This is a genomic window from Cellulomonas triticagri, assembly GCF_003696205.1.
GTDB classification, from domain to species: Bacteria; Actinomycetota; Actinomycetes; order Actinomycetales; family Cellulomonadaceae; genus Cellulomonas; species Cellulomonas triticagri.
The window spans coordinates 1-14292 of record NZ_RFFI01000114.1; the positions used below are offsets into that span (position 1 = coordinate 1).

The 14292-nt window shown below is 74.2% G+C and carries 12 protein-coding genes; 9 read left to right on the plus strand and 3 right to left on the minus strand.

Annotation, left to right across the window (positions count from 1 at the left end; translation table 11 throughout):
• The coding region (locus EBM89_RS16620; RefSeq protein WP_305038149.1) for a prephenate dehydratase at positions 1-587 on the plus strand (587 nt) is incomplete at its 5' end.
• 3 nt (positions 588-590) lie between these two features.
• Here EBM89_RS16620 and EBM89_RS16625 read toward each other — a convergent pair.
• Positions 591-1739: a diacylglycerol/lipid kinase family protein gene (locus EBM89_RS16625; protein WP_122150768.1), complete on the minus strand. Its 1149-nt coding sequence runs from the start codon at positions 1737-1739 to the stop codon at positions 591-593.
• Positions 1740-1817: 78 nt separating this feature from the next.
• Between EBM89_RS16625 and serS the strand changes: the two genes are divergently transcribed.
• The 7 genes from serS to EBM89_RS16660 all read left to right on the plus strand — a co-directional run bounded on the left by serS (position 1818) and on the right by EBM89_RS16660 (position 9537).
• Entirely contained in the window at positions 1818-3113 is a 1296-nt protein-coding gene (gene serS / locus EBM89_RS16630) for a serine--tRNA ligase (protein WP_122150769.1), read from the plus strand.
• Entirely contained in the window at positions 3110-3931 is an 822-nt protein-coding gene (locus tag EBM89_RS16635; RefSeq protein ID WP_122150770.1) for an HAD family hydrolase, read from the plus strand. The genes serS and EBM89_RS16635 overlap by 4 nt, the downstream gene beginning before the upstream one ends.
• 42 nt (positions 3932-3973) lie before the next feature.
• Positions 3974-4993 (plus strand): LacI family DNA-binding transcriptional regulator, encoded by a 1020-nt coding sequence (locus EBM89_RS16640; protein ID WP_122150771.1) that lies wholly within the window; start codon positions 3974-3976, stop codon positions 4991-4993.
• 133 nt (positions 4994-5126) lie between these two features.
• The gene (locus EBM89_RS16645) at positions 5127-6509 is read left to right on the plus strand and encodes an ABC transporter substrate-binding protein (RefSeq protein ID WP_122150772.1); all 1383 of its coding nucleotides are present in this window, start codon (positions 5127-5129) and stop codon (positions 6507-6509) included.
• A 96-nt stretch (positions 6510-6605) separates the two neighbouring features.
• Complete coding sequence (locus tag EBM89_RS16650; RefSeq protein ID WP_122150773.1) at positions 6606-7595, plus strand: carbohydrate ABC transporter permease; 990 nt, start codon at positions 6606-6608, stop codon at positions 7593-7595.
• Positions 7592-8557: a carbohydrate ABC transporter permease gene (locus EBM89_RS16655; protein WP_122150774.1), complete on the plus strand. Its 966-nt coding sequence runs from the start codon at positions 7592-7594 to the stop codon at positions 8555-8557. The genes EBM89_RS16650 and EBM89_RS16655 overlap by 4 nt, the downstream gene beginning before the upstream one ends.
• 95 nt (positions 8558-8652) lie before the next feature.
• Positions 8653-9537 carry an EamA family transporter gene (locus EBM89_RS16660; RefSeq protein WP_122150778.1) on the plus strand — a complete coding sequence of 295 codons (885 nt, stop codon included), beginning with the start codon at positions 8653-8655 and terminating at the stop codon, positions 9535-9537.
• Between the two features lies 1 nt (position 9538).
• On the opposite strand, the gene EBM89_RS16665 is transcribed toward EBM89_RS16660, so the two are convergent.
• Positions 9539-10045: a bacterial proteasome activator family protein gene (locus EBM89_RS16665; protein WP_122150775.1), complete on the minus strand. Its 507-nt coding sequence runs from the start codon at positions 10043-10045 to the stop codon at positions 9539-9541.
• Between the two features lie 33 nt (positions 10046-10078).
• The gene (locus tag EBM89_RS16670) at positions 10079-11062 is read right to left on the minus strand and encodes an NAD(P)H-quinone oxidoreductase (protein WP_122150776.1); all 984 of its coding nucleotides are present in this window, start codon (positions 11060-11062) and stop codon (positions 10079-10081) included.
• Between the two features lie 182 nt (positions 11063-11244).
• Between EBM89_RS16670 and EBM89_RS16675 the strand changes: the two genes are divergently transcribed.
• On the plus strand, positions 11245-14292 hold a 3048-nt coding region (locus EBM89_RS16675; protein WP_122150777.1), incomplete at its 3' end, for a sensor histidine kinase.

Below are 14292 nucleotides of genomic sequence, written 5' to 3' on the forward strand. Positions count from 1 at the left end.
AGCTCGCGGCGCTGGCCGGCGGCGGCACCCGCCCCGCCGACGCGGCCTCCGCCGCCGTGCCGGTCGCACCGCTGCCCGCCGACGACCTGGGCTTCGACGCCGCCCTCGTCCCGCCCGCCGCGGTCCCGCACTACGGCCTGCGCGTGCTGGCCGAGGGCGTCGCGGACAACCCGCACGCCGTCACCCGGTTCGTCGTCGTCGGGCGCCCGGGCGAGGTCCCCGCGCCGACGGGCGCCGACAAGACGACCCTGGTCGTGCACCTGCCGAGCAACGAGGCGGGCGCGCTGCTGACGATGCTGGAGCAGTTCGCGGCGCGCGGGGTCAACCTGTCCCGCATCGAGTCCCGGCCCATCGGCGACTCGCTCGGTCGTTACTCGTTCTCCATCGACGCCGAGGGCCACATCGCCGAGGAGCGGATGGGCGAGGCGTTCATGGGCCTGCACCGCGTGTGCCCCCTGGTGCGCTACCTCGGCTCGTACCCGCGCGCGGACGCGAAGGTCACGGACGTGCACCTCGGCACCGCGGACCCGGACTTCCGGACGGCCCGGGACTGGCTGCGCACGGTCCGCGGCGGCGGCACCGTCTGAGAGTCAGGAGGCCGGGACCCGGACCTTCAGGGCGCCCGGGTCGACGCGCGCCGACAGCTCGGTGACCTGGCCGAGGACGTCGCCGTCGACCTGCACCCACTCGCCGCCCGCGATCTGCAGGTGCACCTCGCGGGCCCGGGCGTGGTCGATCCGGCCGATCTTGTTGGGCAGCTGCGTGCGCACGCCCGCGCCCTGCAGCACGACCTCGCCGAACAGCTGCGCCCAGCCCGCGACGCCGCCGCGGGTGTCGATCGCGGCGATGTCCAGCCAGCCGTCGTCCAGCTCGGCGTCCGGCAGCAGCGTGATCCCGCCGGGCAGCCGCCCGCAGTTGCCGATCAGCAGGCTGCGCACGCGGGCGGGCTCGGCGGCCTTGTCGTCCAGGCGCACGACCGTGCGCAGGCGGCGGCCGTGCAGGTGCTTGATGCCCGCGACGAAGTAGGCGATCCAGCCGACCTTCGCCTTCAGCTGGTCGTCGGCGTCCGCGACCATCGCGGCGTCGAACCCGACCCCGGCGATCACCAGGAAGATGTGGTCGCGCGGCACGTCGGTGTCCGCGGGCAGGTCGTCGGACGCCTCGGCGACGTCGTCGTCCACGTCGGACTCGAACTTCAGCACCCGCAGCCAGCCGACGTCGATGGTCCGGTCGGTGCCCTCCAGCGCCACCTGCAGCGCGCTGACCGGGTCCCCGAGGGGGATGTCGAGGTTGCGGGCCAGCAGGTTGCCCGTGCCGACCGGGATCAGGCCCATCGGGACGCCGGTGCCGACCAGAGCCTCCGCGACCGCGCGGACCGTCCCGTCGCCGCCGAGCGCGACCACGAGGTCCGCTCCGCGGCCGAGGGCGTCCTTGGTCTGGCCGATGCCCGGGTCCTCCGGGGTGGTCTCGAGCCACAGCGGCTCGGGCAGGTACTGCTCGGCGCACGCCCGGCGCACGGCGGGCCGCAGCTCCGGCACCCCCGGCTTCGACGGGTTCGCGACGAACGCCACCAGGGGTCGGTGCGGCTCGACGTGCTCAGCACCGGCGCCCGCCGGGCTGCTGGTGCCCCCCACGGCGTGCTGGGCCCGGCCGACCGCGCGGCCCACGGCCAGCACGGCCCCCAGAGCCACCACCGACAGCACGGCGGCGACGATCGCGAGCCATCCCTCCCAGGTCATGCGCAGAATCTACGGCCCCCGGTCCCGCGACGCCCCCGCTGCGGGTGTGACGTCCGCCCGGGTCGGTAGGCTCGGCACGTGATCGATCTGAAGCTCCTCCGGCAGGACCCCGACGTCGTGCGCGCGAGCCAGGTGGCCCGCGGTGACGACCCCGGACTCGTGGACCAGGTGCTCGACGCGGACGCCCGGCGCCGCGCCTCCCTGACCGACTTCGAGTCCCTGCGGGCGGAGCAGAAGTCCCACGGCAAGAAGGTCGCCGCCGCCCAGGGCGAGGAGAAGCAGGCGCTGCTCGCGCACGGCAAGCAGCTGTCCGAGCAGGTCAAGGCGCTGCAGGCCGACGCCGACGAGGCCGAGGCCACCGCCACGGACCTGGCGCGCCGCATCGGCAACGTCGTCGAGGACGGCGTCCCCGCGGGCGGCGAGGACGACTACGTCGTGCTGCGGCACGAGGGCACCCCGCGCGACTTCGCCGCCGAGTACGGCGCGGACTTCCGGGTGCGGGACCACCTGGAGCTCGGCGAGGGCCTCGCCGCGATCGACACCGAGCGCGGCGCCAAGGTCTCCGGGGCGCGGTTCTACTACCTCACCGGCATCGGCGCCCGCCTGGAGCTCGCCCTGCTGAACGCCGCGGTCGACCGCGCGCTCGCGGTGGGCTTCACCCCCGTGATCACCCCGACGCTGGTCAAGCCGGAGATCATGGCGGGCACCGGGTTCCTCGGCGCGCACGCGGACGAGATCTACCGGCTGGAGGCCGACGACCTGTACCTCGTCGGCACCAGCGAGGTCGCGCTCGCGGGCTACCACTCGGGCGAGATCCTCGACCTGTCGGCGGGCCCGAAGCGGTACGCGGGCTGGTCGGCCTGCTACCGGCGCGAGGCCGGCTCCTACGGCAAGGACACCCGCGGCATCATCCGCGTGCACCAGTTCCACAAGGTCGAGGCGTTCTCCTACACGACCGTCGAGGACGCCGCGGACGAGCACCGCCGCATCCTCGGCTGGGAGGAGGAGATGCTCGCGCTCGCCGGACTGCCCTACCGGGTCATCGACACGGCCGCGGGCGACCTCGGGTCCAGCGCCGCCCGCAAGTTCGACTGCGAGGCGTGGCTGCCCAGCCAGGAGCGCTACCTGGAGCTCACCTCGACGTCCAACTGCACGACGTTCCAGGCCCGCCGCCTCGGGGTGCGTGAGCGCACCGCCGACGGCGAGGTCCGCCCGGTCGCGACGCTGAACGGCACGCTCGCCACGACCCGCTGGATCGTCGCGATCCTCGAGAACCACCAGCAGCCCGACGGCTCGGTGCGGGTCCCGGAGGGCCTGCGGCCCTACCTCGGCGGCCTCGAGGTCCTGGAGCCGGTGGGGGGCGCGTCGCGATGAGCCACCCCCGCGCCGCGGCCGGCACGCTGGTCGCCCTCGACGTCGACGGCACGCTGCTCACCTACGACGGCGTCGTCTCGGACGCGGTGCGGGAGGCCATCGCGTCGTTGCGGGACGCGGGCGCGCACGTGGTGCTCGCGACCGGGCGCGGCGTGCGCTCGGCCGCGCCGGTGGCGCAGGACCTGGGGATCACCTCCGGCTGGGTGGTGTGCTCCAACGGGGCCGTCACGGCACGGCTCGACCCCGACCTGCCGGAGGGCTACGAGGTCACCACCCAGATCACGTTCGACCCCGAGCCGGCGCTGCGCGTGCTGCAGCTGGAGCTCCCCGACGCGCTGTTCGCCGTCGAGGACCTGGGGCGCGGGTTCCGGGTGTCCCGGCCGTTCCCGGAGAAGGAGCTCACCGGCGACCAGACCGTGACCCCCTTCGACGAGCTGGTCGCGACGCCCGCCACCCGCGTCGTCGTCCGGGACCCGGGCGGCACGCCCGAGGAGTTCCAGGCCCTCGTCGAGCGGGTCGGCCTGCACCAGGTCACCTACGCCGTGGGCTGGTCGGCGTGGCTCGACCTCACGCCGGGCGGCGTCTCCAAGGCCAGCGCGTTGGAGGAGCTGCGGCGCGACCTGGGCGTGGAGCCGTTCGCGACCGTCGCGGTCGGCGACGGGGGCAACGACGTCGAGATGCTCCGCTGGGCGGCGCGCGGCGTCGCCATGGGCCACGCGTCCGAGGCGGTCCGGCTCGCGGCCGACGAGGTCACGGGCGGGATCGAGGACGACGGCGCGCTGGCGGTGCTGCGCAGCATCGGTCACGACGCGACCTGACGGGGTGGACCGCGCCGGGTCGCGCGGAGCACAATCCGGCCCATGGCTCACGGCATCGTCGACGTGGCCCGTGCGGCTGGCGTGTCCACCGCGACGGTCTCCCGCGCCCTGCGCGGCCTGCCCAACGTCACCGAGGCGACCCGGGAGCGGGTGCAGCGGGCTGCCGAGGAGCTCGGCTACGTCCCGTCGCCGTCCGCCGCGTCGCTGGCCTCCGGGCGGACGCGCACGATCGGGCTGATCACGCCGTGGGTGGCCCACTGGTTCTTCGCCAACGTCATCGAGGGCGCGGAGCGGGCCCTGCGGGCGGAGGACTTCGACGCGCTGCTGTGCACGTTCGAGGTCGCGCGGGGGTGGCGGCGCACGCGGGTGGACCCGGACGTGCTGCGGCGCCGGGTGGACGGGGTGCTGGTCGTCGGCATGCCGCTGGAGCCGCCGGAGGTCCGGGCGCTGGAGGCGCTGGGGCACCCGCTGGTGTTCGTCGGCGCGGGCGCGCCGGGCCACGTCACGGTGGGCCTGGACGACGTGTCGACCGCCCGCCGGGCCGTCGCGCACCTCGCGGACCTCGGGCACCGGGCCGTCGCGCACCTGTCGGGGGAGCCGAACGACACCCTGGAGTGGTCCCCGGCAGCCCGCCGGGCGGAGGGCTGGCGCGCGGAGATGGCGGCACGGGGGCTGCCGTGCGCCGGGCTGGAGGTGCACGGGCACTTCGACGTCGCCGGGGGGCGGGAGTCGCTGCACGCCCTGCTGGACCGGCGCCCCGACGTGACGGCGGTGTTCGCGGCGTCGGACGAGATGGCGATGGGCGCGATCCTGGCGCTGCGGGACCGGGGGCTGCGGGTGCCGCAGGACGTGTCGGTGATCGGCGTGGACGGGCACGACATGGCCGAGCACCTGGGGCTGACGACCATGGTGCAGAACGCGCAGGAGCAGGGGATGACGGCGGCGGCGGTGCTGCTGGACATGATCACCGGCGCCCCGGTGCCGCGCGACGTGCTGTTCCCGACGGCGCTCGTGGAGCGGGGCTCGACGGGTGCGCCGAGCCCGGCACGCATGGGAGCGTGACCACCCGTGACCGAATCGTGATCATGCCGTAGCCCTGAAGAGGTTGTGCGCCGCCCATGTAAACGCTTGCATGGGTCGCACGCACCGAGGCGTCCCCGCCTCGGCATGCACCACGACGAGGTGGAGGCATCGCATGACCAGGATCCGTCGTCGCGGCACGGGAGCCGCGATCGCCGGCGGGCTCGGGCTGGCGCTCGCGCTCGCGGCTTGTTCCGATGGCGATTCGGGGGGCGGCAGCACCGACGGTGGCGACACCGGTGCCGCCACCGAGATCGACTGCGCGCCGTACGAGGAGTTCGGCGACCTCGAGGGCACGAGCGTGTCGATCTACACGTCGATCGTCGAGCCCGAGCAGCAGACCCAGGAGGACTCCTACGACCCGTTCGAGGAGTGCACCGGCGTCACCGTCGAGTACGAGGGCTCGCGCGAGTTCGAGGCGCAGCTGCTCGTCCGCATCCAGGCCGGCAACGCACCCGACATCGCGTACCTGCCGCAGCCCGGCCTGCTGAAGACGATCGTCGGGGACTTCCCGGACGCCATCGTCCCCGCGCCGGACGCGACCGTCGCCAACGTCGACGAGTTCTTCAGCGCGTCCTGGAAGGAGTACGGCACCGTCGACGGCACGTTCTACGCCGCGCCGCTGGGCTCCAACGTGAAGTCGTACGTCTGGTACTCCCCGTCGATGTTCTCCGACGCCGGGTACGAGGTCCCCGAGACCTGGGAGGACCTCATCGCCCTCTCCGACCAGATCGTCGACGACGGCGCGATGCCGTGGTGCGCGGGCGTGGAGTCCGGCGACGCCACCGGCTGGCCGGGCACCGACTTCATCGAGGACATCGTCCTGCGCACCGCCGGTCCCGAGGTCTACGACCAGTGGTACACCCACGAGATCCCGTTCAACGACCCGCAGATCGTGGACGCCTGGGACACCGCCGGGGAGATCCTCAAGAACCCCGACTACGTGAACGCCGGCCTGGGTGGCGTGGACTCCATCGCCACGACGCCGTGGACGGACGCGGGCTACCCGATCCTCGACGGCACCTGCTGGCTGCACCGCGCCGCCAACTTCTACGCGACGCAGTGGCCCGAGGGCACCGAGGTCGCGCCGGACGGCGACGTGTACGCGTTCTACCTGCCGACCGACCAGAGCGACATCAAGCCGGTCCTCGGCGGCGGCGAGTTCGTGGCGGCGTTCGACGACCGCCCCGAGGTGCAGGCGTTCCAGACCTACCTGTCCAGCGCGGACTGGGCCAACGCCAAGGCCAAGACCACCCCGATGGGCGGCTGGGTCAGCGCGAACAACGGGCTCGACCCCGAGAACCTCGCCACCGAGTTCGACAAGCTCTCGGCCGAGATCCTCGCCGACCCCGACTCCGTCATCCGGTTCGACGCGTCCGACCTGATGCCGGGCGAGGTCGGCGCCGGGACGTTCTGGACCGGCATCGTCAACTGGCTCACCGGGTCCTCCACGCAGGAGGTCACCGACCAGATCGAGGCGTCCTGGCCGGCCTCCTGACCGGCCGGCGCTGACCGCAGCGGCCCGCCCGGCGGCCCGGGGGACGACCCCGGCCGCCGGGCGGGCCGTCCCTGCTCGGACCCCTCGGAGGGGCACATGAACTGGTTGACGAGTGCGAGCACGACGGGCGAGAAGTTCGCCGTCATGTTCCTGGCGATCGCGCTGTTCGTGGTCGTCATGGGGGCGATCCTGTTCCTGGTCGACAGGCCCAGGCGCATCCCCCGGTGGGTGGTGGCGACCGCGTTCGCCGGGCCCGCCCTGCTGCTGGTCGCGTGGGGCCTGGTGCGTCCCGCCATCATCACGATCTGGAACTCCTTCTTCGACCGGCGCGGCAACGAGTTCGTCGGACTGGACAACTACGGGCGCGCGGTCACCGAGGGGCAGTTCCAGAGCGTGCTGGTCACCACCGCGGTGTGGGTGATCCTCGTGCCGCTCGGCTCGACGGTGATCGGCCTGGTCTACGCGGTGCTGGTGGACCGCACCCGCTTCGAGCGGCTCGCCAAGGCCCTCGTGTTCATCCCCATGGCGATCTCCATGGTCGGCGCGTCGATCATCTGGAAGTTCGTCTACGAGTTCAAGCCCGACCAGCCCGGGGTGAAGCAGACCGGTCTGCTCAACCAGGTGCTGGTGTGGATCGGCCTCGAACCCCAGCAGTTCCTCATCAACGGGCCCTGGAACACGGTGTTCCTCATCGTCGTCATGGTCTGGATCCAGACCGGTTTCGCGATGACGGTGCTGTCCGCGGCCATCAAGGCCATCCCCGACGACATCGTCGAGGCCGCCCGCCTGGACGGCCTGCACGGGACGAAGATGTTCCGCTACATCACGGTGCCGTCCATCCGCCCGGCCCTCGTGGTCGTGCTCACCACCATCGCGATCGGCACGCTGAAGGTGTTCGACATCGTCCGCACCATGACCGGCGGCCAGTTCGGCACCCAGGTCATCGCGAACGAGTTCTACACGCAGGCGTTCCGGCAGAACAACCAGGGGCTGGCCTCCGCGCTCGCGGTGATCCTGTTCATCCTGGTGATCCCGATCGTGATCTACAACGTGCGCCAGCTGCGCCGGTCGGAGGAGATCCGATGACCACCACCCCCCTGCCCCCGACCGCACCCGTCGGCGAGGCCCTGGACGAGACCGCGTCGGCCGACGGGAAGCCTCGCCGCCTGTCCCGGCTCGAGAAGCGGGCCATCGCCACCAAGGGCAAGCTCTCCTCGCCCTGGGCGTCTGGCCTCGCGATCCTCATCGCGATCCTGTGGACCGTCCCGTCCGTGGGCCTGCTCGTCACGTCGTTCCGGCCCGAGCTCGACATCCGCCGCTCCGGCTGGTGGACCGTCTTCGGCGGGCTGTTCAACGGCGAGGCCGAGTTCACGCTCGACAACTACCAGCAGGCCCTCTTCGGCTCGGGCGCGAACCTCGCGACGTACTTCGTCAACTCGTTCGTCATCACGATCCCGGCCGTGGTCATCCCGATCACCCTCGCGCTGCTCGCGGCCTACGCCTTCGCGTGGATCGACTTCAAGGGCCGCGAGTTCCTGTTCGTCGCCGTGTTCGCGCTGCAGGTCGTCCCGCTGCAGGTGGCGCTGGTGCCGCTGCTCACGGACTTCGTGAACCTCGGCGTCAACGGGTCGTTCTGGACGGTGTGGATCGCGCACGCGACCTTCGGGCTGCCGCTGGCGATCTTCCTGCTGCACAACTTCATGAAGGACATCCCCGCGTCCCTCGTGGAGGCGGCCCGCGTCGACGGCGCCGGGCACGTGAAGATCTTCCTGCGTGTGCTGCTGCCGCTGCTGGTCCCGGCCATCGCGGCGTTCGGCATCTTCCAGTTCCTGTGGGTGTGGAACGACCTGCTCGTCGGCCTGACCTTCACCAACGTCGGGTCGCGGCCGCTCACCGTGGCGGTCGCCGAGATGGCGGGCTCGCGCGGCGGCGACTGGCACGTGCTCACCGCCGGGGCGTTCATCTCGATGGTCGTCCCGCTGATCGTGTTCATCTCCCTCCAGCGCTACTTCGTCCGCGGCCTGCTCGCGGGCTCGGTCAAGGGCTGACCTGCCGCGTCGAGTGCGGAGGACCTGCGGGACATCCCGGGCGTACCGGACCCGGTTCTCCGCACTCGACGGACGCGGGCCGTAGGGTGCGGAGCGTGCCCGCACCCGTGCTGTTCCTCGTGTCCGGGCTCGCGCAGTACGGGGGAGCGGCGGTCGCGGTCTCGCTGTTCGCGGTCATCGCCTCGCCCTCCGTGGCGTGGTTGCGGATCGCCGCGTCCGCCGTGCTGCTGGTCGCGTGGCGGCGGCCCTGGCGGATGCGGTGGACGCGTGCGGACCTGCTCGCCTCGGCGGCGTTCGGCGTCGTCCTCGCCGGGATGAACGTGGCGTTCTACGTCGCCATCGACGTGCTGCCCCTCGGCACCGCCGTCGCCATCGAGTTCCTCGGGCCCGTGGCCGTCGCCGCCGTCACCGGTCGCACCTGGCGCGAGCGCGTCGGCATCGTCGCCGCCGCCGCGGGGGTCGTCGCGCTCGCGGGGGTCGAGCTGCGCACCGGCGGACCCGACAGCCTGCGCGGGCTGGTCGCCATCGGGATCGCGGCCGCGTGCTGGGCCGGGTACATCCTGCTCGGCCGCCGCATCGCCGTCGGCGGCCGGACGGACCCCGGCGCCGCGGGCGACCCGCGGCCGCGGCCCGACGGGATCACGTCGCTGGCCGTCGGCATGACCGCCGGTGCGCTGGTGTTCGCGCCGTTCCTCGCCGCCCCCGCCGCGCCGGTCCTCACCGACGGGTGGCTGGCGCTCGCGGTGGTCGGCATCGCGGTGCTCTCCTCGGTGGTGCCCTACACCCTCGAGCAGGTCGTGCTGCGGCGCGTCACCGCCGCGACGTTCGCGGTGCTGCTGGCGATGCTGCCCGCGACGGCGGCCGTCGTCGGCGCGGTCGCGCTGCGGCAGCTGCCGCACGGCTGGGAGGTCGTCGGCCTCGCGTGCGTCACGGCGGCGATCGTCCTCACCGCCACCCGACGGACCCCGGCACCGGGCTGAGTCAGAGGTACTGGCCCGGCCCCGCGTCGGCGCCCGGGTGCTCGTCCGGGGCGTGCCCGCCCGGCAGCGCGCGTCGCATCTGCGTGAGCTGCTGCTGCGCGGCCATCTGCTGCGCGACCAGCGCCGTCTGGATGCCGTGGAACAAGCCCTCCAGCCAGCCGACCAGCTGCGCCTGCGCGATCCGCAGCTCGGCGTCGCTGGGGGTCTGCTCGTCCGCGAACGGCAGGGTGATGCGGTGCAGCTCGTCCACGAGGTCGGGGGACAGGCCGTCCTCCAGCTCGTGCAGGGAGCGCTCGTGCACCTCCGCGAGCCGGGCGCGCGCGGCGTCGTCCAGCGGCGCGCTGCGCACCTCCTCCAGCAGCTGCTTGATCATCGTGCCGATCCGCATCACCTTCGCCGGCTGGTCGACGGTGCTCGCGGTCGTCGGGTCGGCGTCGCCGTCCGGCGTCGGGGCGCCGCCACCGAGGACGACGACCCGCGGGTCGGGGGCGGGGGCGCTGTCGGTCATGCCCCCCATCCTGCCCCGCGCGGGCGGGCGCCGTCAGGGCAGCAGGAGGACCTTGCCGAACACGTCGCCCGACTCCAGCAGCCGGTGCGCGTCGGCGGCGCGGTCGAGCGGCAGCCGCGCGTGCACCACGGGCCGCAGCCGGCCGTCGTCGAGCAGCGGCCACGCGCGGTCCAGGACGTCGGCGACGAGCCGCTCCTTCTCGGCGGGCGGCCGCGCGCGCAGCGTGGTCCCGGCGACGCTGGCGCGGCGGGCCATGAGCAGCCCGAGGTCGAGCTCGCCGCGGGTGCCGCGCTGCGTGCCGATGACCACGAGCCTGCCTCCGGTGGCGAGCAGGTCGAGGTTCGTCGCGAGCCCGCCCGCGCCCAGCACGTCGAGGACGACGTCCGCGCCGTGCCCGTCCGTGGCCTCGCGCACGGCGGCGACGACGTCCTGGGTCCGGTGGTCCACGACCGTGCGCGCGCCGAGCGCCCGGCAGCGCTCCGCCCGTTCCGCGCCGCCGGCGGTGGCGACCACGTGCGCCCCGAGCGCGGCGCCGAGCTGCACGGCGACGGATCCCACGCCGCCGGACCCGCCCTGGACCAGCAGCACCTCGCCCGCCGCGAGCCGTCCGACCTGCACGACGTTGCTCCATGCGGTGAGAACCGCCTCGGGGAGCCCGGCGGCGTCCACGAGGTCCACGTGGTCGGGGACGGGCAGCAGCATCCCGACGGGGACGGTCGCCGCCGAGGCGTACCCACCCCCCGGGACGAGGGCCGCGACCCGGGTGCCGACCGGCCACGCGGAGGCGTCCACGTCGGGTCCGTGACCTGCGACGACGCCCGAGATCTCCAGCCCCGGCCAGTCCGGCGCGCCGGGCGGCGGCGGGTACCGGCCCTCGCGCTGCAGCAGGTCCGCGCGGTTCACCCCCGCCGCCGCGACGCGCACCAGCACCTCGCCCGCTCCCGGCACCGGGTCGGGGAGGAATGCGGTTGCCAGCTGGTCGGGTCCTCCCGCGGCCTTGACCTGCACCACCTGCATCGTGCGAGCCTACGGGCGGTGTCCGCGCAGCACACAGCGGATGAAACGTCCCGGAGGGCTCATGTCGGGGCGGAAGGGCGCCGATGGAAGTTCGGACGGGCGCCCTCGACGGGAGCCCGCGCCCCAGGACCGGGACCCGGTCCGACGGGGCGGACGACAGGGAAAACTGGAGGCAGGTCGACATGCTGCGCAGGCTGGGCATCCGCGCCAAGGTGCTGGCGGTCCTCGCCGTGCCCGTGCTCGTCCTGCTGGCGATCGCGTCGTACATCACCGCCGGCTCGATCAACGAGGCCCGCACGGCCGCGACGGTCAGCGACGTCGTCGCGGTGCTGCCCCAGACCGCCCGTGCGGTCGAGGCCCTGCAGCAGGAGCGGACGCTCTCGATCCAGCAGGCCGACGACAAGGCGCTCGGGGGCAACCTCGGCGCCTCGCGCTCGGCCACGGACGAGGCGGTCACGGCCCTGGGTGTCGCGGTGCGCGCCGTCGACCTGTCCGCGCTGGACCCCCGCGTGCAGCAGGCGGTCGAGGACGCGACCTACCAGCACGGCCGCCTCACGGAGTTCCGGGAGCGCCTCGACGCCGGGACCATCCCCGCGTCGCTGGTCGACTCGAACTACTCCGACGTCATCGCCTCCGACAACAACGTGACCTCCGTGGTCGCCGAGACGCTGTCCGAGCGGTCCCTGGCCTCCCAGCTGTCCGCGTACGCCGCCATCGCCGAGACCATCGAGCAGGTCCTGCACGCCGGCCCGGTCGCCGAGGACGTCCTCGCCGACGACGGCGCCGACTCGGGCCGCGTCCGCGAGCTCGCCGCGCTGTTCGCCGTCCAGGACGACATCCGCACCGAGGCCCGCGCGCTCACCAACAACCTGCGGCTCGGCAGCATCCAGCTGCCGTCCCGCGACGCCGACCTCACCGCGATGCAGCTGTCGCTCACCTCCGGCAACACCCTGACGGTGTCCGCGCTGGACCCGACCCGGTGGAACTCGCTCACCAACGCCGAGCTCGCGCTGCTGCGCCCCGTCGCCACCGAGCTGCTCGACTCCGCCGCCGAGCGCGCCGACTCCCTCGCCACGCAGGCGCAGGAGCAGGCCGTCCTCACCATCGGCCTGGTCGCCGCGGCCGTGGTGCTCTCGATCTTCATCGCCTTCCTGGTCTCCCGCGGGATCGTCGTCCCGATGCGCCGCCTGACGGAGGCCGCCGGCCGCGTGCGCGAGGAGCTGCCGCGCCTCGTCGAGCAGGTGGCCGTCCCGGGCGAGAGCCCCGACCTGTCGCTCGCGAACATCCCCGTGGCGTCCCAGGACGAGGTGGGCCGCCTGGCCCAGGCGTTCAACGACGTCAACTCGACGACGATCCAGGTCGCCCGCGAGCAGGCCGCGCTCCGTGGCTCCATCGCGGAGATGTTCGTCAACGTCGCCCGCCGCGACCAGGTGCTCCTCGGCCGCCAGCTGGCGTTCATCGACTCCCTGGAGCGCACCGAGGAGGACCCGGAGACCCTGGCGAACCTGTTCCGCCTGGACCACCTCGCCACGCGTATGCGCCGCAACGCGGAGTCCCTCCTCGTGCTCGCGGGCATCGACTCCGGCCGCCGCCTGCGCGAGGCCATGCCGCTGTCCGACGTGGTCCGCACCGCCTCCTCCGAGATCGAGCAGTACGACCGCGTCCAGCTCGACCTGCAGGCCGACCCGCTGATGCACGGCTTCAACGCCCTCGGCGCCGCGCACATGCTCGCGGAGCTGCTGGAGAACGCGACGCTGTTCTCCGAGCCCGGCACCCCGGTGCTCGTGCACACCTTCGTCGAGGACGAGAAGGTCGTCGTCCGCATCGTCGACCAGGGCCTGGGCATGTCGCCCGACGAGCTCGAGGCCGCGAACCGCGTCATCTCGTCCACGTCGCCCACGGAGGCCCTCGGCGCCCAGCGCCTCGGCCTGTTCGTGGTGGCCCGCCTGTCGCAGCGCCTCGGCGCGCACGTCTTCGTCAAGCGCGCCCGCGGTGACCTGTCCGGCACCGCCGCGGTCGTGTCCTTCCCGATCGCGCTGTTCACGGCGAACGACCCGTCGCTGCTCGGTGGCGGCCAGACGCAGGCGCAGCGCGCCGCGGTGCTGCCCGCGGACGAGACCGCGGGCTACACCGTGCCCGAGGCCCCCGTCGCGGTGCCGGTCGACCTGGCCGCGCTGACCGACGGGGCGACCCAGCAGGGTCTGCCGCGTCGCCGCATCACGCCCGACGCCCCGGCCGAGCCCGCCGAGCCGCGCTCCTCGGTGCCGACCGAGCAGGACGTGGTCCTGCCCGCGCCGACCGAGGCGACGCTGTCGCCCGAGATCGCCGCCGAGGCGTCCGGCTGGACGCCGCTGGTCGCGCCGACCGAGCCCGCCGCCCTGCCGGCGCGCGGCTCGCTGCCCAGCCGCACCCCGGCCCCCGCCGTCCCGGCCGACACGGCCGACGACGTCCCGGCGCAGCCGGCCGGTCCCCGGGGTGGCCTGTTCTCCGGGTTCCGCGGCCGCGGTCTCGAGGACGCCGCGGCCGGCGCCGGCGCCCCGGCGGAGCCCACCGCCACGACGGGTGGGTTCGACGCCGCCTCGACCGGCGGGTTCGACGCCGCGCCCGAGTCCGAGCCCGAGGTCGGCACGGCGCCGCCCGCCGCCCCCGAGGCCCCGGCCCTGCCGCGCCGCGCGTCCGCCTTCGACGTGCCCGCCGGTGACGTGCCCGCGTCCATCGCGGACCACGAGCCCGAGGTCTCCGCCGCCGACACCGCCCGCCTCGACGCGCTCTCCGCGCCGCTGACGGCGAGCCTGCCGCAGGTCGCCCCGGCGCCCGCGCCGGTCGAGGAGCCCGAGGCGTACGCCGCCCCGGACGCTCCCGAGGTCACGGAGGCCGACGCTCCCGTCGACGCCGAGCCCGAGGTCGACCCGAACGCCTTCGTCGTCCCGGGCCTGGTCCCCGACGACTCGCAGGCGTGGGGCGGTGCCCCCTCGTGGACCGAGCCCGTCGCACCCGCAGCGCCCGTGGACGAGGCACCCGCGCCGTCCTGGACGGACACCGCCGCCCCCGTTGCGCCTGCCGAGCAGGTCGAGCCCGCGTGGTCCGCCCCGGGCCCGCAGGCCGAGCCCGAGCCGACCTGGTCCGCGCCCGCCGCGGCGTGGTCCGAGCCCGCCGCGTCGGCCGCGCCCGCCGCACCCGAGCAGCAGGCGCCCGTCGCGCCGATGTGGTCGGCCGAGCCGCAGGCCCAG

Coding starts and splice junctions, on each gene's coding strand:
- EBM89_RS16665 (WP_122150775.1), bottom strand. CDS start 10,045: ATGACCGACAGCGCCCCCGCCCCCGACCCGCGGGTCGTCGTCCTCGGT.
- EBM89_RS16640 (WP_122150771.1), top strand. CDS start 3,974: ATGGCTCACGGCATCGTCGACGTGGCCCGTGCGGCTGGCGTGTCCACC.
- EBM89_RS16635 (WP_122150770.1), top strand. CDS start 3,110: ATGAGCCACCCCCGCGCCGCGGCCGGCACGCTGGTCGCCCTCGACGTC.
- EBM89_RS16655 (WP_122150774.1), top strand. CDS start 7,592: ATGACCACCACCCCCCTGCCCCCGACCGCACCCGTCGGCGAGGCCCTG.
- EBM89_RS16650 (WP_122150773.1), top strand. CDS start 6,606: ATGAACTGGTTGACGAGTGCGAGCACGACGGGCGAGAAGTTCGCCGTC.
- EBM89_RS16670 (WP_122150776.1), bottom strand. CDS start 11,062: ATGCAGGTGGTGCAGGTCAAGGCCGCGGGAGGACCCGACCAGCTGGCA.
- EBM89_RS16625 (WP_122150768.1), bottom strand. CDS start 1,739: ATGACCTGGGAGGGATGGCTCGCGATCGTCGCCGCCGTGCTGTCGGTG.
- EBM89_RS16645 (WP_122150772.1), top strand. CDS start 5,127: ATGACCAGGATCCGTCGTCGCGGCACGGGAGCCGCGATCGCCGGCGGG.